Annotated in this window: 17 protein-coding genes, 2 tRNA genes and 1 rRNA gene; 13 read left to right on the top strand and 7 right to left on the bottom strand. The window is 39.6% G+C overall.

Features of this window, described 5'->3' with window-relative positions; genetic code table 11:
* Positions 1-12: 12 nt before the first annotated feature.
* From Mia14_RS04360 to Mia14_RS04385, 7 genes are all read left to right on the top strand, one after another.
* Complete coding sequence (locus tag Mia14_RS04360) at positions 13-843, top strand: ParA family protein (protein ID WP_232780216.1); 831 nt, start codon at positions 13-15, stop codon at positions 841-843.
* Complete coding sequence (locus Mia14_RS04365) at positions 843-1,115, top strand: hypothetical protein (RefSeq protein WP_088820469.1); 273 nt, start codon at positions 843-845, stop codon at positions 1,113-1,115. Before Mia14_RS04360 ends, Mia14_RS04365 begins: the two co-directional genes overlap by 1 nt.
* 78 nt (positions 1,116-1,193) lie before the next feature.
* Positions 1,194-2,426, top strand: coding sequence for a DUF2130 domain-containing protein (locus Mia14_RS04370; protein WP_088820470.1), 1,233 nt, complete (start codon positions 1,194-1,196; stop codon positions 2,424-2,426).
* A 514-nt stretch (positions 2,427-2,940) separates the two neighbouring features.
* A complete protein-coding gene (locus Mia14_RS05095; protein WP_124216920.1) occupies positions 2,941-3,225 on the top strand; it encodes a hypothetical protein in 285 nt (94 codons plus the stop codon).
* Positions 3,226-3,306: 81 nt separating this feature from the next.
* Positions 3,307-3,921 carry a recombinase family protein gene (locus Mia14_RS04380; RefSeq protein ID WP_088820472.1) on the top strand — a complete coding sequence of 205 codons (615 nt, stop codon included), beginning with the start codon at positions 3,307-3,309 and terminating at the stop codon, positions 3,919-3,921.
* Between the two features lie 220 nt (positions 3,922-4,141).
* A complete protein-coding gene (locus tag Mia14_RS05100) occupies positions 4,142-4,360 on the top strand; it encodes a hypothetical protein (RefSeq protein WP_124216921.1) in 219 nt (72 codons plus the stop codon).
* A 40-nt stretch (positions 4,361-4,400) separates the two neighbouring features.
* Positions 4,401-4,661, top strand: a complete 261-nt coding sequence (locus Mia14_RS04385; RefSeq protein ID WP_088820473.1) for a hypothetical protein — start codon at positions 4,401-4,403, stop codon at positions 4,659-4,661.
* Between the two features lie 44 nt (positions 4,662-4,705).
* Here the strand turns inward: Mia14_RS04385 and Mia14_RS05235 are convergent, their stop codons facing one another.
* Complete coding sequence (locus Mia14_RS05235) at positions 4,706-4,831, bottom strand: hypothetical protein (protein ID WP_269799406.1); 126 nt, start codon at positions 4,829-4,831, stop codon at positions 4,706-4,708.
* Positions 4,832-4,914: 83 nt separating this feature from the next.
* Here Mia14_RS05235 and Mia14_RS04390 point away from each other — a divergent pair, with 83 nt between their 5' ends.
* Positions 4,915-5,793 carry a Cdc6/Cdc18 family protein gene (locus tag Mia14_RS04390; RefSeq protein ID WP_088820474.1) on the top strand — a complete coding sequence of 293 codons (879 nt, stop codon included), beginning with the start codon at positions 4,915-4,917 and terminating at the stop codon, positions 5,791-5,793.
* A gap of 244 nt (positions 5,794-6,037) precedes the next feature.
* Here Mia14_RS04390 and Mia14_RS04395 read toward each other — a convergent pair.
* Positions 6,038-8,911: ribosomal RNA gene (locus Mia14_RS04395) — 23S ribosomal RNA — on the bottom strand.
* A 266-nt stretch (positions 8,912-9,177) separates the two neighbouring features.
* Here Mia14_RS04395 and truD point away from each other — a divergent pair.
* Positions 9,178-10,431 carry a tRNA pseudouridine(13) synthase TruD gene (truD, locus tag Mia14_RS04400; RefSeq protein WP_157891472.1) on the top strand — a complete coding sequence of 418 codons (1,254 nt, stop codon included), beginning with the start codon at positions 9,178-9,180 and terminating at the stop codon, positions 10,429-10,431.
* A gap of 115 nt (positions 10,432-10,546) precedes the next feature.
* Positions 10,547-10,903, top strand: a complete 357-nt coding sequence (locus Mia14_RS04405) for a nascent polypeptide-associated complex protein (RefSeq protein WP_088820476.1) — start codon at positions 10,547-10,549, stop codon at positions 10,901-10,903.
* A gap of 6 nt (positions 10,904-10,909) precedes the next feature.
* Here Mia14_RS04405 and Mia14_RS04410 read toward each other — a convergent pair whose 3' ends face one another.
* Positions 10,910-11,230, bottom strand: a complete 321-nt coding sequence (locus Mia14_RS04410; protein WP_088820477.1) for a DUF424 domain-containing protein — start codon at positions 11,228-11,230, stop codon at positions 10,910-10,912.
* Between the two features lie 9 nt (positions 11,231-11,239).
* Positions 11,240-12,808 (bottom strand): glycosyltransferase, encoded by a 1,569-nt coding sequence (locus Mia14_RS04415; protein ID WP_088820478.1) that lies wholly within the window; start codon positions 12,806-12,808, stop codon positions 11,240-11,242.
* Between the two features lie 258 nt (positions 12,809-13,066).
* Between Mia14_RS04415 and Mia14_RS04420 the strand changes: the two genes are divergently transcribed.
* The 3 genes from Mia14_RS04420 (at position 13,067) to Mia14_RS04430 (ending at position 14,692) form a co-directional block, all read left to right on the top strand.
* A tRNA-Lys gene (locus Mia14_RS04420) sits at positions 13,067-13,163 on the top strand.
* Positions 13,164-13,223: 60 nt separating this feature from the next.
* Positions 13,224-13,667, top strand: a complete 444-nt coding sequence (locus Mia14_RS04425; protein WP_088820479.1) for a GNAT family N-acetyltransferase — start codon at positions 13,224-13,226, stop codon at positions 13,665-13,667.
* 122 nt (positions 13,668-13,789) lie between these two features.
* Positions 13,790-14,692, top strand: coding sequence for a hypothetical protein (locus Mia14_RS04430; protein WP_088820480.1), 903 nt, complete (start codon positions 13,790-13,792; stop codon positions 14,690-14,692).
* Between the two features lie 162 nt (positions 14,693-14,854).
* Here the strand turns inward: Mia14_RS04430 and Mia14_RS04435 are convergent, their stop codons facing one another.
* The 3 genes from Mia14_RS04435 to Mia14_RS04445 form a co-directional block, all read right to left on the bottom strand.
* Positions 14,855-16,078: an MFS transporter gene (locus Mia14_RS04435; protein WP_088820481.1), complete on the bottom strand. Its 1,224-nt coding sequence runs from the start codon at positions 16,076-16,078 to the stop codon at positions 14,855-14,857.
* 281 nt (positions 16,079-16,359) lie between these two features.
* Entirely contained in the window at positions 16,360-16,932 is a 573-nt protein-coding gene (locus tag Mia14_RS04440) for a GrpB family protein (protein ID WP_124216922.1), read from the bottom strand.
* Between the two features lie 75 nt (positions 16,933-17,007).
* Positions 17,008-17,079, bottom strand: a tRNA-Ala gene (locus Mia14_RS04445).
* Positions 17,080-17,081: the final 2 nt, after the last annotated feature.

Raw genomic sequence — 17,081 nt, forward strand, 5'->3', positions numbered from 1 at the left:
AATTCTCAATTTTTGAAGACGTTAACCGCTAACCGTTACTCCAAGCAGGTTAACCATAAACTTATAACTCTTTCCCTCCAAGTTCTATCAATGATCATATCCATCGCCAACCAGAAGGGAGGCTGCGGAAAGACAACCACTGCAGCCAATCTGGGAGCATTGCTGTCGGAAAAGCACAGAGTTCTACTGGTCGATATTGACCCGCAGGGCAATCTGACCACTCATTTTGGCATAAACAAAGCAGACCAGAAGCATACAATATACGATGTAATGCTCAACGGCAGGATTGAAGATGCAATCATTCGAAAGGATGGAATCGACATCGTGCCGAGCACCATCGACCTCGCAGGTGCAGAGGTGGAACTTACTGGAAAGATTGGCCGTGAATACATCCTGGATAATGAGCTCAAGAGAATAGCCAGGAAATATGACTTTGTGATCATAGATACACCGCCCAGTCTTGGAATCTTCACCATCAACTCGCTTGTTGCATCCGACTACGTACTAATACCCGTGCAGGCCGAGTTCTTCGCATTGGAGGGGTTGACGCAGCTCATGAGGGTCGTAGAACTCGTGAACTCAAGGCTCTCAAGGAACCTGAAACTGCTTGGAATGGTCATAACGATGTTTAACGCGAGAACCAGATCATCCAATGAAGTTCTGGAGGATGTGAGGAAGCATTATTCTAAGAATCTGTTCAAAACAGTGATACCAAGGAATGTCACAGTAACAGATTCTACCATGGCAGGATCACCTGCTGTCAGATACAACAAAAACGCATCCGCTTCTAGAGCTTATGTTAAGCTTGCAAGTGAACTTGAGAAAAAACTTAAGGTGAAATAATGGCAGATATTAAGAAGAGGGGATTGGACAGTCTAATATCAGGGAACTCGCACTCTGGCCCACAAACAAGTGAGTCGTCAGAGAAATACACTAAGACAGTAGGATTCAAGGTAACGGAGAAGCAGTATGAAACCTACAGGAGATACTCAAAGTATTTTGGAATTGATGATCTCATAAAGAAGTGGCGCGCGGACCTTGACAAAATAGAGCAGGAGAAGGGCAGAGATATGGAAAACGTGGAAACTGAAATCAGGAAACGGTTAAACAAGTAACGGTTAACCGGTAACTGAATGCTTATTACTATAATCAAATTAACTTGTAACGCAAGGATATTTTGAAGGGATGAAAAAATGGTAAAATCAAGTACGAAAAAAAGGATAGGTGGTAATGAAGCATTGCTGGTTGTGTGCCCCAAGTGTGGCCAAGAATTTTCGCTCACAGATACATTGAAACATGAACTGGATGATGAATTAGAAAACAGGCTTAAAATTGAAACAGAGAGAATAACGAAAGAAACAACAGAAAAGGTACGGGATGAGGAAAGGAAAAAGATTTCAAACGAATTCAAGGAAAATGAAGGGAAAGTTAAAGATCTTGAATCTAAATTAGAGGCGGCTAATAAGAAAGAAGTGGAAATTCTGAAGAAAAGCCGTGATATTGAACTCAAAGAAAAGGAACTACCTCTTAAGATTGAGCAGGAGGTTGAAACCAGACGAAAAGAGTGGGAAAAGAATATAGAGGAAATTGCCAAGAAGAGCTACGAGAATGAAATTTCCCAGCTAAAACTTACAATCGAACGCCAAAAAAAGGAAGTTCAGGAGATGCAGACAAAGCTAACCCAGGGATCACAGGAAGCTCAGGGCGAGATTCAGGAACTTGTGCTTGAGGAAACTCTGAGGTTACTGTTTCCACATGATTTAATAGAGCCGGTTCCCCGTGGCATCAAGGGAGCTGATGTAACTCAGACTGTCAGAAACAGTGCCGGAGAGGCAGTTGGAACAATAGTCTGGGAATCAAAGAAAACAAAGAACTGGTCTGAAAAATGGATTGATAAGCTTATAGGAGACAGGGATTCTGTTAGAGGAGATATAGGGGTCCTCATGTCAGAAACCTTACCAAAAGACATTAAAAGTTTTGACTTAAGGAAAGGTATTATTATAGCCAATTTTCAACTGATTGATCCAATTGCGCATCTTCTCCGTGGTAACCTGCTCAAACTTTTTGAACTGAAGAGAGCCAATATCGACCGAACGGAGAAAGAGGGGATTCTGTATAACTTCGTTTTGAGCAATGAATTCAGGAGTTTCATGGAAGGAGCGGCTCTTCCTGTGTTTAACACCCTTGGTGATATACAGAGGGAAAAAGCGACAATGGAGCGCATTTGGAAAAAGAGAGAAACCCAGTTGACCAATAGTTTGCGTAACCTCGTAAAGCTATATGGAAATATTTCGGGTATTGCCAACCTTCCGGAAATACCAGTTTTTTCTGCGGACAATGACTCACGGAAGGCGATACCTGACGATTTAGGCATGGGTCATGACCCAAAAAAAGTAAAATCTAATGATGATTCACAGGGGGAGTGAAAACAATTGCGGAAAAGATTTCACCGACATAGAAAAGGAAATCAAAAAACAGCTAGACAAATAACCGTTAACCGATAATGTTTGAATATATAATCTGGGATTGCGTACGGAGAACTAAAGGTGCAACAAGTTGAGTCTTAATAATTATCCTAGACAGAACATACGAAATTGCGAAGAGATATTAGATTCCCTCCAGAACAAGGTCTCAATGGTCAAACAATTATTGGCTGGATTAAGAAATGGTCCAGTTCCGCTGAAAACAACCAACTTTACGAATCTTCTTATCTGGTCCAGAATCCTAATAAATGAGACAGAAAATCTAAAATCGTGTGATAGGAAAAAATTTGAAGGATGGTACGCGCAATACAGAAGAGAACTCTTTGGAGACGGCTCACATGGCCCCGATCCCTTACTGGATTACTTTATTCAAGCTAGAAATCAACTAGAACATCAAGGAATAATAAAAGTTGGTTGGAGTATAAACATTCATCATCTAAATATTCCAGGTGACCTGTTGAAATATGGGCCTGCCCCACCAGGAGCAAGAGGTTTCTTTCTTGGAGACCAACTTGGTGGGATTGGTTGGCTAGTTGACCTGCCTAATGGGAGTCAAGCGAAATATTACGTAAACCTTCCCAAGGAGTTTGTAGAAAGTTCTCTTCTCCCTCATAACCCGCCATCAATCCATTTGATGAACAAGATTCAAAACGCCTCAGTTGAAAGCTTAGCCGAATATTATGTCGGGTACATAGAAAGTATGGTATTATCCGCTGTAAAAGAATTTCGAGTAACTAGCTAATGTCACTAAACTTGTAATTTTAGTAACGTCACTAAAGCTTAGACTTTAATAACATATACGCCACTAAATTCTATGACTTAAATGACGCTCGTCTTTGGCTATGTTCGCGCAAGCACTCTGGAAGAGGTAAAGCAAGGCTCAAACGAGAGGCAGAAGGCTGAAATCCTGAAATATGCAAAGGCAAAGGGCTACGATGTCGAATTCTTTGAAGACAAGGCAAAATCAGGTAAAAACACGCAGAGACCTGAATTTGAAAGGATGCTTAAATCACTAGGCAAAAGACCGAAAGTCATAATTGTGTCAAAGATAGACAGGTTTGCTCGCTCCCTTTCAGATCTTTTAAAAACACTTGAATTCCTTGAGCAGAACGGCATAGGATTCGTGAGCGTGAACGATTCAGGCATAGATACCACAACGCCAAACGGCAGGCTTTTACTGCAGATCCTAGGAGCATTCGCAGAGTTTGAAAGAAACATGATAAACTATCGAACAAAGGCAGGGAGGGAACAGGCTATCAGCAAGGGCATAAAGTTCGGAAGGCCATCCTTAAAGACTAAAAACGGATATTTTATAGACAGAAGGAGAGTACTGGAATTGAGAAACAGAGGATTATCAGCAAGGGCAATAGCCAAAGCCTTAGGATGCTCCATAACACCTGTATTGAAGATAATAAAGGAAGAATCCGGTTCTTCCTGAAAGAGAGAGTCAGCGAACGCGTCAGGGCTTCTTTATTATATATTATATATCTGATACAATGAACATTACATTCCGAAAAAAATGGAATTTTTCTTAATTTTTGAAGAGCATCTGATCACCCAAATGTCTACGCGTCTTTTAACTCACTCACTTGCTTGGTTTGAATGTTTTGAATTGTCAAACAATATCTATAAATATCATGTTGATACATATGATAATCATGGAATTAACAGGACGTGAAAAAAACGTTTGCGGAATAATATGTGGTTCTGAAAGAATAAGGTTCACGGATATTAAGAAAAGAAGTGGCCTCCATCAGGAAATCCTTTCAAGGATATTAAGAAGAATAAAGGATAGCTGTGATATATTGAGACTGGAGGGTGGTTATAAGTGCATAGAGGTTGACCATAATGATTTATGTAAATACAAAAAAAGTTAGTCAATTAATATATTAAATGCATAAGGTGATTGGTGATAAAATGAACGAAAAGAAAGTTGAGCAAAAAGAAGACGGTGTTGAGGTTATGTTGCCAGAAAAAATAGGCATAAATGAGGCGAAGGAAGTTGTTAGCTCATGTGCTTCTGGCACAAGTGCATGCTGCTCCTCAGACTGCTCTGATTTCCTAAGTGATAAGAAGATTGGGGCATTCGAAAAGAACGGCAAAGCAGTAATAAAAATAACGGGTAACGCTACAAAGGAAGAAGTAGAGGAAAAGCTAAAAAGCTGTTCATGCCTTTGATTTCTAAATTTGAATTTTTAAATATTATTTTTATTTATTAACCTTTATTCCTTAATGATATTTTCTTTAACTTTAGTGATATCATTGACACCCATAACATAAGAGTAGGGATAGAACTTTGTTTTGACCCCTGCTCTCTCGTTTTTTGACACTCTCTCTCCATAGCTCATTCTGACTGTTCTGAAAAACCAACCGTTTTACTTGTTCGATACTTTTAATAATCTTTCTTGAGAAGCTGAATTAAGGTGATTCTTTGCCCATAAAAGATCCCTATGCATTCCTTGAGAGCAAGGTAAGGCAGAGAGCAAAAGAGACAAGCAACATAAAGAATGCTCTCTTATTTGATATGGACTACAAACCTGATAAGATACTGATCAGAAGCGAATTGGATAAAGTGACTAACGATTTAGCTGACTATGTGAACCTCAGTTTACCGAGGCATATAATCATTTACGGTTCGAAAGGCTCAGGGAAGACACTGAGCGCACTGACAATGGCAAAGGCACTGAAGGACAGCAAATCAATTCCATACTATTATGTCAATGCGAGAGAGAACCCGACATCAATAAAGATATACAGAACGATGACAAGAATATCAAGCAGAGGACATGATATCGATGAAGTGAAAAAAAGATTCGATTCACTACTATCTGGAAAATCCCTCGTTATTCTTGACGAAGTTGATTTCCTGCAGGATTACGATATTCTTTATCATATAACCAGACACACCAAGGCAAACCTCATTCTTCTAACACAGAAGGTCTACTGGTACAAGGATATGAACGACGAAAGCGTGAAGAGTTCGCTTCAGCCTGATCATATAGTATTCCACGAATACACCGCAAATGAGATGAGGGAGATACTGGAGATGAGGGCTGAGGAAGGCCTTTATAATTACAGCAAGGAGGCTATAGGTTTACTATCTGCTATGCTAGTAAGGGATTACAGGAGCGACGCAAGGATCGGCATCAAGGCACTCGAAATCCTAGGCAGGAACAATAAATGGAGCGATGAAGATGTCAGGAACGCCTTAAGGCAGGCCTACATAGAAGTTGAAGGCGAAACCCTTAGAAACCTTGGAGACAGGGATCTGTTGATACTCGCATCGCTGATAAGTTTCCATAGTTTATAAGGCAAAGCTCACCCTGTATATTCTTCCTTACATAGCAGAACCCGTTGCTTCCATTAGGTATATGGCAGTATCGAGCACATGCAGTACATATGACTCTGCCCCCTTCGCCTTTCTTCCACAATATCGCTTTCTTTGTCATCAGCTTACTGTGGCATTTTCATATATTTATGCTTATTTAAAAAGATAGAGCTAACGCTAGAGAGTATCATTAAATAGAAAGAGTGGCGTATGCACCGAGTAGAAGATTATAATTAATTAGGCTTTAGTAATGGAATGTTCATAGGTCGCCGAAGCTCCCTACTTACGCACCCATCCTATCAAAGTCGTCTATTGCGACCGCCCTAGTGCCTCGTTTCGGGTCTGACTTCGTCCTTAGATGCTTTCAGGACTTATTCATCTGGCGCGTAGCTACCCGGCAATGCAATCACAACCGGTACACCAGTGGCGCCGATCTTCCGTTCCTCTCGTACTAGGAAGATCTTACCCTCCGGCACTGACACCATCAGTAGATCTTACCGTACTGTCTCGCGACGTACTAAACGCAGCTCATGTGAGTTTTTGATGGGCGTACAGCCCAACCCTTGGCAGCTTGTGTACCACCAGGATAACTCAAGCCCATATCGAGGTATCAAACAGCCGGGTCGATGTGAACTCTCACCGGCTACAAATCAGTTACCTCTAGAGTAACTTGTCTGACAGCTTGGAGCCCCATTAAAAGAGCTACCAAAGTTCGTTAAGCCCCTGTTTCCAGTCTGCATACCACGCTTTTCAGTATACAGTCAGCCCTGCATTTGCCTTTGAGCTTACCGATGAGTTTCCAACTCATCTAAGCAGAGCATTGGCCACTTTCGTTTCCTTATCGAAAGCGACCGTCCAGTCTAACTATCCACCTGCAGATGTCCTATTTCTAGTTAGCTGTATGGCAAGTTATAAGTGGTGTTACATTGGTGCTCCATTTGGGCCAGAGCCCAAATATCGACGCTCCCACTTACGCTATGTATAACAAGACATGCAACAACTACAGGCTATAGTCAAGCTTCATAGAGACTTCATTTCCCACTGATGGATCGCGGCATGTTCACCGCGTAGTGAGTTCATTGGATCCCAGGTTGGGACAGTGGAACAATCGTTACGCCATTCATGCAAGTCACCTATTAAGTGACGAGGTATTACGCTACCTTAAGAGAGTCAGAGTTACTCCCGCTCTTTACTAGCGCTTACTCCCGTTGAAACGGGTATTCACGTACTAGTGGTGAGCAGGCGTCACCCACTGTACTTAGCCTTTCGGCTTTGCGGTGAGTTGTGTTTTAAATAAACAGTCGTTGTTCCCTTGTAAATGATATCTGCGCTTACTAGGCGCAGACATGGCTTATCGAAAACTTATGCCACTAACTTGCCGAATTCCCTAACCTGGGTTACATCCAACACGCCTTGGCTTTTTAAGCTAGCAACACTTGTACTAGTTCTAGGTACGAACTAACAGGGTCGTTGCAGATTTCCTTTTCACTGGATCAAGAACTCAGTCCAACGATTCATTTAGCTGCTTCTCCTCATAACGAGACTCTGCAGCCCTTTGCATCTTCTTACGGACATATCCCCAACCGTCAGAAATCTGCCTTGTGTTGCCACACCTACCTGTTAGGGGCTGGAATATTAACCAGCTTCCCTTTTGTCTCTCGGTTGTTGGCCTAAGACTTAGGATCGCCTAACTCTCCGCTGACGAGCGTTGCGAAGAAACCCGTGTGCTTACGGCGTATGGGATTCTCACCCATATATGCTATTACTAACACCAAGATATTCTCTACGATACGATCCATATGTCCTTCCAAACATACTTCTCATCATACCGTACGCCTTCTTACCTGTGCTTTCGCACACCGGGGTCTCGGTACCTAATTTAGCCCCGTATATTTTAGGAAAGGTATACCTTGACTGGTACGCTATTACTCGTTTTTTAAAGGATGGCTGCTTCTGAGCCTACCTCCCAGCTGTCTAAGATATTCCTCGCCTTTGATACACTTAATTAGGATTTGGGGACCTTAACCTCGGTCACTATCTTTGTAGTCTCGCGGTGCTAGCTTACCCAGCATCGCCGACTCCCAGGGTCTACACAGCATATGCATTCGGAGTTTGACGAAGCGGTGAGGCCTTTCGACCCCATTCCTCTTAATCGGTGGCTCTACCGCATATGCAAGCTCGCCTGGAGCTATCCTAAAGATACTTCAGAAGGGACCCGCTATTGCCATGTTCGAGTGGTATATCGCCGCTATGCGTACCTCACCTAACAAGACATGCTATGAGAAGTTGCAGGCCTCCACCAGGCGTTAACCTAGCTTCACCTTGGGCACGCATAGATCACAATGGCTTCGGGTCGTATAAATGTGGCTCTGGCATTTTCATACCATGTACCTGACATGACAAGCATGCTGCGTACTATCGCTTTCGCTCCGCCTTTCGACTCGCCACAAATATACACTCCTTGGCTCTTACTTCGAGAAGAATGACAAGACACTGTTCAGTTACACTTCGCATAGTTCTCTCGGACATAGCTTCTGTGCACTTCATTCCTTTCGCGCCTTATCTTCGTGTTACCACCTAGTTTCAGATCTATTTCACTCCCGCACGCGCGGGTTCTTTTCAGCTTTCGCTCACGCTACTTGTTCGCTATCGGTCTGCAATCAATATTTAGGGTTAGGGTTTAATGCCCCCATATTCACTCCGATTAATCAACCGGAATTACTCTAATGTAGCAAGTCCCTCGTACTTAACCTACGAGACTATCACTCTCTATGGTCGCTCTTTTCAAAGTGTTCGGCTCATATTTGGGATCAACGCTACCCCACATCTCTGCCTTTTTACAAAAACAGATTCAGGATGCCCTCTATAGCTTTCACTCGTGTTACTAACTATATCGCTTTCGCTTTCTTTTCCTGCAGGTACTAAGATATTTCAATTCCCTGCGTGTACATGTAAGCTGTTTTAAAGCAGCTTACACCATTCGGCAATCTTTGGTTCAACGTCTGACTTGCGACTATCCAAAGCTTATCGCAGCTTGCCACGGCCTTCATGGTTATTGCAGCCAAGCCATCCTCTAGGTGGTGTATCTTTTAATTAATAATCTTCTACTCTAATCCATTGTGAATAACACAATTTCATTAACGTTTTGAGTAGACCCTTTCATTTCAACTTTAAATCTTAATCACTTAAAATTTGAGCCAATCCAATAGTCTACTTTAAATTACGCCATAATAGTTTAATCAATAAAGTTTATATACCTTTTTATTTTTTTAGCGTAAAAATATTATACAGACTTAGGGGGCGTTTATAAATAGTTTACTGATAGCAGTGACGGTATAAAATTATAAAATATACAAAGTTGGTAATGTGATTAGTGTAAATAAAAGCAAGTCATTTGGCAAGATAAAAACAGCACCTGAAGATTTTCAGGTTGAGGAGATAGAAAAAGGCAATAAAGTATTGGAGATAGGCAAACCACTTTCTGATAACCCTATATCAGATGGTGCAAGCCCGTCTGAAGGCGATTTCTCGGTCTTTGTACTGCAAAAAACCAATTGGAATACCGTTCAGGCACTTATAAAGATTGCCAAGATTTTCAGGCATGGGAAAAAATCTGTTGGTTTTGCTGGGACAAAAGACAGGAATGCTGTGTCCACGCAGATGTGCAGCATATTCAAGGTAAATCCCAGTGACTTGCTTAATCTTCATGTAAAGGACATTAATATAAATGGCGCTTGGTTCTCAAACACTCCAATTAAGATGGGGGACCTGCTTGGAAATAGATTTACAGTGACAGTAAGAGATCTCAAATTTGCAGATAATATAGAGGGGACAGACAAGACTTTGGGTGGATTATTCCCTAATTATTATGGGGAGCAGAGGTTTGGGATGCACGGAGACAACTTTGATATCGGATTTGATATAATTAAAGGGGATTATGAAAGCGCGGTAATGAAATTTTTAACAAATACGACAAATGAAACCAACGAATCCGCAATATATGCTAGAAAAAGGCTGTTAGAGGATAGGGATTTTAAAAGCGCTTTTGATTATTACCCTAAGTACTTGAAATACGAGAAGATGATACTTGAGTACCTATCAAAATACCCAGAGAATTATGCCAATTCCCTACGTAAATTGCCAAGGCAGCTGCTGCTCATGTTTGTGCATTCCGTAGATTCGACTATATTCAACAAAGAGCTAGAGGAGAGAGTTAAATCAAATTCCATCTCTCCTCTGGATTCTGACCTTGTATGCCCAAAAGACGGCTTTGGATACCCAGATATGCAGAAAGTTATGACATATGAAGAGTATAAATCCAATAAAAATCATGACGGGACAGATCCTTTCATAGTTGGAAACATAGTGGGTTATAACACCAAGGCATTGAATGATGTCGAAACAGGTATAATGGGGTCGTTAAATTTGGATAAGGGAGAATTCAAGATACAAGGCATACCTGAACTAGCCTGCAATGGAAATTACAGGGTCCTGTTTGCACCTTACAATGGATTTTCTTATTCAATAAATGACAGCAAAGACACGGCAGTATTAAAATTTTCACTTTTCTCCGGTTCATATGCTACTGCTTTACTGAATGAATTTTTGGGCAATCTATAAATCTGCCTTTTAATGGGTTTTATATACTGTTATTGCATAAGAATTATATTTATGCTCGTTCATTATTAGTTTGTCTAGATACTGAAGCTATCAGACAAATACATTTAGTGATTTTATGATGCCAAACTTAGATCCAAGAGCACTGAAAAGCATGATGTCAAAGATGGGAATTACAACTTTAGAAGTTGAAGCTGATAAAGTGGTTATATCTACAAAAGGTAAGGATATTGTAATTGAAAATCCACAGGTCACCCAAATAAATGCACAGGGAGTTGTGACTTTCCAGATAGCAGGAAACGTAACAGAAGTGAGCAAGGAGGAGGAGATTGGAGAAATTGAAGTATCCGATGATGACATAGCAGTAGTATCAGAGAAGACCGGCATAACCGATAAAGACTTAATACGTAAAGCATTGGAGGAATCAAACGGGAATATAGCTGAAGCAATATTGAGATTAAAGGAAGTAAACTGAACTTCTTTACTTTTTCTCGTCTTTTATAACATAGGAATGGGCATACGGTATGCCATTTATATATTTGACATTTTCTGCAACAATTAAACCCTTTTCTATCATGTAGTCCACTGATTCTTTCCCGATTATATTGGCAGAGTTTAGCTCCTTTAATGGGGTGCTTAGGTTATACTTCTTGGGATCCACTAAATCGCCTTTATAGAATTCTGGGTATCCCTTTAGGTCTATGTAAATTTCCCCTTCTTCAAGTACCTTATCTATAAGGGATTCATCACATGCAGCTATGATGTCGCCCTCTTCGGCTTGGTGTATCTTGATATATATCATTTTATCATTCTATTTATACTTGTATGTAAAGATTGTAGTCGTAAGGTATAGCATTCCATACATCAATAGCCATACCCCACCACTAACGTGATTTGTTATGCTTGCTATGTAGCTAAGCATAAATATAAAAAATGCAAATCCAAGCTCTACCTTGGTATTGATGATTGAATAAAATAGGTTGTTGGTTATGCTGCCATTGCCTCTTGACCAGTTTATTTTAGTGTTTGTGTGCAATACGGCACTTAATGCTGCCTTGGTCCTTATTATCGCCAATGCAAAGTTGAGAAGGTAAAACATTACGCCCCTTTTGAATGATCCAAAATATATCTTAGTCATTATCGCAGGCCCTAAAAATGAACCGACAAGGGCCACCATTCCAAATATCTCGAGGTACAGGTAGCTGCTCACAACCCCTCCTGCAAACAACACTTTGTAAAAGTTTAAAGCCGTAAATGGAACATTGGAAAATACTATGAATATTGATATTAGTGTAAACAGGACTACCAGCACCGATATGTAATTTAATCCGAATCCGTGAGTAAAGTAATCGGCACGCTCTTTAAGTGTTTTGACATTTTTAGTCCTATGTAGGAAGTAGCTCAGGAATTGAGTGTCCCCGTAATTATAACGCCATTGCTGCTTCGCCAGGTCGGTGAAAGTTTTCATCGATTCTCCAAGCGCATAGATCTTTGGGATGTAAAGCCCTTTGAATTTGCGTATGTTTGATTCAAAACTGAAAAATGTGTCCTCTACTATATATTCTGGGAATCCTCCAACCAGCTTGAGTGTTGATTTCCTTATTATTCCGCATGAACCCGCAAATATGGCAGTGTTGTCCATTGCCCTGCTAGGTTCTATAAAATCAAAGAAGAATGAGTCGAATAAGGTGCACGAATCGGGGAATAACTCCCCTGTCTTTACATAATCTTTCTTTGTCTGTACATAGGATACATTTTTGTCATTGAAATATGGTATTATGTCTAAAAGGAAATTACGGTTCACAAGTTTCTCATCATAATCAAAAACAGCTAAGTATTCCTCTTTCATTTTTCCAAGAAGATTGTTCAAAGCTCCCGCCTTAAAGGCCTTCCTATTTTTCCTATGTATGTACCTGAATCCGTATAACTTGGAGAACTCTTTGAAAATTTCTGCCTTCCTCTTATCTGTAGAATCGTCTAGGAGATAGAAGTTTGCTTTCTTTTTCGGATATTTCATTTTGGATAAGTTTTCCATTGTTGATTTTAGTATTTTCGGATTCTCATTATATACTGGAACAGCTACTGCTACGGTAGGCAAATCTTTTTCTGGAATTTTTTTATTTAATTTATAGTTTATTTGCCTTAGGAAATCCTTATAGAAATATGATTTGTAGTAGAACATAGAGGCGTATAGGTTAAAACCTCCGGATATTACAGAAAGAAGCAGAAATCCTATCGCTATTACATATACATATAGACTTTTTGCAACGTAAAATAGGTAAATCGAGAAACCGACCCCAGAGAATGCCAATATTACGAATAGAATTACTGTAAAAAGTCTAACTGAAAATCGGCGATTTCTATAATATGAATAACCCATAAAAATTTCACTTCTTCGATATTGGTAATCCCTTATTTTTATTCATTTTGGATTCTGGAAAGACCTACATTTATTAGTTAGAATTAAATATATTTAAATGGTTAACATTATAAATCATACGCCTGTTTTTGGTTTGTATATATATGTTTATGGCTTAAAAATAGGATTATATAGGATAGATTATTTCCAGATAAATGCCTAAAAATAAATATGCAACGTATTCAATATAGCTTTATGCAATAGGCAATTGCTTATAATGCCAGGGTGGCGGAAACCGGTAACGCGCCAGAATTTTAGGCGAAACTCGAGATCTGGTTGCCGCAAGGCAATTTGGGTTCAAATCCCAACCCTGGCGAATGGTTGGACTTATCAGAAACTTTGCTTACGTATTAGAAACCCTTAAGAGAGGTATATTATGAGGATAGTTAGGGTAAAAGAGAATAGGATAAAAGATGTAAAGGCACTTAGCCAAAAGTACGAATTTGAAGTCAATAGGGATTGGGACAACCTTTTAAATGGTAAAGAAACTGAAATTTACATATTGGTTGATAAAGGGAGAACAATAGGGTTTACAGGATTGATACATAATGATTGGAATGAAACCCTCCAGATACTTGATATTTTTATTGATCCTGAAATTAGGAATAGAGGTTATGGAAGACAAGCCATTAGTTTCTTGCTCGGCAATGCAAAAAGGATGCACAGATATAGGTGCATTATTGCAGAAGCTCCAGCTAAAGATAATATAGATAAGTTTTATGCCAAATTAGGATTCAGAAAATGTGGGTATAATGACAGGTATTATACAAATGATGACAATGGAGATATTGCGATATTTATGTCCTATGATCTCAGGTAGCGGAGGTTCGCAGCTGCCTTGTCTTTATTATTGGATTTAATGACTTGCTTAAAAAGAGTAACAGAACCTTAAACAAAAAGATTATAAATATAAACAACAAAGACAATTTATAGGGCAATTAAATGCAGGATAAAACAAAAAATGTGGATAAATCAAAGGGGTTGGTATTTGAGGTAAAGCCTGAATATCTGAAGATGTTGGATACCTTATTGGACAAAAAGAGTTCAAAAGAAATTATAAATTTGCTGAAGTTGGTCGATTATTATAATTTGAATGATGAAATCAAAAACCTAACTGCTTCTCTTATTGGAATTGCATCGCATGTCAATGATAACAACATGAATGATTTAGAGGAATATTATAACTCCTCATTGAATGATTTCGGGAAGATGATTGATAGCCAAGTTAAAAAGATTGGTGTGGGGAAACCTGATTTTTTAAAGCTAAATAAGCAGTATGTTGAACTTAATAAGAAATTGAATGGCATATTAAAAGGCAAAAGTTATATGGATCCTCGGAAGGTGGACGAACTCCTGGACCCATTAAATTCCTTGGTTGATCAGATGAACTTGCCTAAAACTGCAGAATACCTAAAGGCTTTTGATAAGCAGATGCTTGAAAAACTTAAAAATGCATGCACAAAAGACGATAAGTTCTTTGCAGTGCCTTTTATGCTTGTCCTTTATCATTCATCCGAAAATAAGTTGTATGGCATTAGCAAGTTGAATTATATATCAGGCAAATTGGATGAATTTGCTAAAAATGGGTTGGCAGGAAATGAAATCCTTGATTATCTGCTGCATGAGATAAGGTCTAATTACGAAGATGTATTAGAGAGCGGCATTATAAAAGAGAACCCTTTCAAAGATTTAAGTAATGAATCTGTAGCATTGAACTTGCTTTTTAATTACAAATTTAGGCTGCTTTCTGTGAATGGCGAAGAGCCTAAAACATTGGAGAGCATAGAGATTGATGATTATAAATACAAAAAGATGGAAAGGGACAACAGCGATATGTACCAATGATTATTTATTTCTAGTTTTAAATGAGGTTTTATATAATAATCCAGAGTGCCTGTCAAAGCTGTATCCTCTTTTTGATTATTAATTAAGATAAAATTGCAACTGTTTTTTATTAGACTATCAGAATCAGAAAAGGGTTAAAATAAATAAAAAATACCTAGCTAATTACTTGCTAGGTTTTGCAGCTTTTGGTTTGCTGTCAGCAGGCTTTTGCTGTCCAGATGGTGAAACCTTGTCCGTCCTAAGGAAGAAGGATGCCACGAACAGTATGAAGAACAACACTGCGACTACACCAATGGCTATTGATACCGAGGATGGAACGCTGAACAGGGGTCCAAGCAATGCAGGTATTATGAAAACACCAAAGTTTCCAGCTACCTGCATCAAGGATGTAGCAAATCCGGCCTTTGCAGGATCCTCTACATACTTTGTAACTCCTTCAAGCTCCATAGACCACAGTGTATCTGCGAATAACCCGAAGAAGAAAAACGCCGCTGCTATCAATGCTATATCTACGGTGTATGACAATGAATATGCCATAACCAAGACAAACACGAATGCCAAGAATGACATTGATATGTAACCAACTTTCTCCTTGTTCGCTTTTTCAAAGACTGCAGGCAGTATTATAGTTCCAAGTGCGGATCCTATGAAGGCTAATGAACCAAATAAACCTCCGTATACTGCGGCCATTGCACCTAATTTGTGCAATAGCAATATTCCTGTTGCTATTCCTCCGAACATTACAGTAGTGGCTGGTACTATAAACCCTGAATACCAGTTGTTTACCATTCCCATCTTGAATACACCTCTCAGGGAACGCTGCTGGTACTTTGAAGGGTAATCCTTGCCTCCTACTATTATGTATATCAAAGCCAGAAGGCTTAATATGGCAGTTACTGCCAATGTGCCTCTTAAAGCTACAGATTCATAAATAAGGGGGTTAAGCAATGAACCTCCAGCCATGCCCAAGAAGAAACCTCCAAGGCTCATTCCAGTAATTGACTGTGTCTTGGTCTTATCTATAGATACAGCTACTGCACCTATAGGGGCCATTGCAAGAGGGTATGCCAAGGCAGCTATAACGCTTGCTACCAAGAATATTATATAGTCAGGGGATACAACTCTTATCACTAATCCTATGAATGATAGGACTGCAGCCAAAATTATAGTTCCTTTTAGGGAAACTTTGGCTGAAAGCCATCCTGATATAAGCCCTACAACTATGAAGGCACCTCCATAAGCCGATGATAGTATAATCAACACTTCTGCTTCCGTTGCACTAAGCGCGTGCATCAAATAGGGTACTAGCGGGGCCAAACCGAACCATCCAAATCCGATAGTAAATAGCAGTATCGCATAAGGCAGACTTTTAACAATCCAACTCATATTTGTCACTTTCGATAGTAAATTTCTTAACGGCAATTAAAAAGATTAATTAAATATTCGTTAAAAAACGGATATGGTTCGTTAAAAGACGAATTTATAATAATAATATGCCTTTATCCGAGTGGTTGGGGAGGTTTTTCTTGACTATAAGTGAAGTACTTTAACATATCTGCGATGCAAACTTATACCCCAAGCATATTGTGATGCGGTTAGGATTGCACTGTTTTTAGCTGAAATGCTATCGATTTTAGATAGGTCCTGCTGAAAAGTTTGGTGCCTAACTATGCATAGTGCTTATTTTTATTTATTCTTTCTGCGCTTGGTTTTAGCGCTTTCTTGGTGATTCCCTTTATGAAAGATTCCTTCTCTTTCATATATATTTCCTTGTTTCCGTTTGCTGCTTTTACGGCTTTCTTCTTAACATTGGCATATTCAATTCTCGCATTTTTATGCTTGATTAAATAATCCCTAAAAGCAATTTTCTGTTTCCAATCCGACTTGTCGAACTTTACTAAATGCAGATGTGTTCGTATATTTTTGCCTTTATAGACTGTGTCTCTCACAAAAAACAGCCTTCTTTTAGTTCCGCTGTCTTCTATGAAATCATACCCTAAATCCTTAATTAGCTCCTTGAAATCCTTAAGCCTGCATACTTTTATTCCGATAATTATGTCAAGTATATTTTTGCCGCCCAAATCTGGGACTGCGGTACTGCCTATATGCTCTATAGATATGGTTCTCCTTCCAATGTTCTCATAGATCCTTTTCTGTTCGACTGCGAAGAAGGAGTTGTATATTGGGCTGTATCGCTTGAATACATATTTCTGCTTGCCATCAATTTCCTTGTGGTGCATATTGTTGCCCCTGTTCCAAAAGCAGCTGCTGTCCTTATGAATCAATTTCCTGTAAATATTCAACGAAAGATTTAGTGGACTCTGCGGGGATCGCACCCGCGACCTTCCGCTTGCAAAGCGGACGCTCTACTACTGAGCCAAGAGCCCAT

The organism is Candidatus Mancarchaeum acidiphilum, assembly GCF_002214165.1.
Lineage (GTDB): Archaea > Micrarchaeota > Micrarchaeia > Micrarchaeales > Micrarchaeaceae > Mancarchaeum > Mancarchaeum acidiphilum.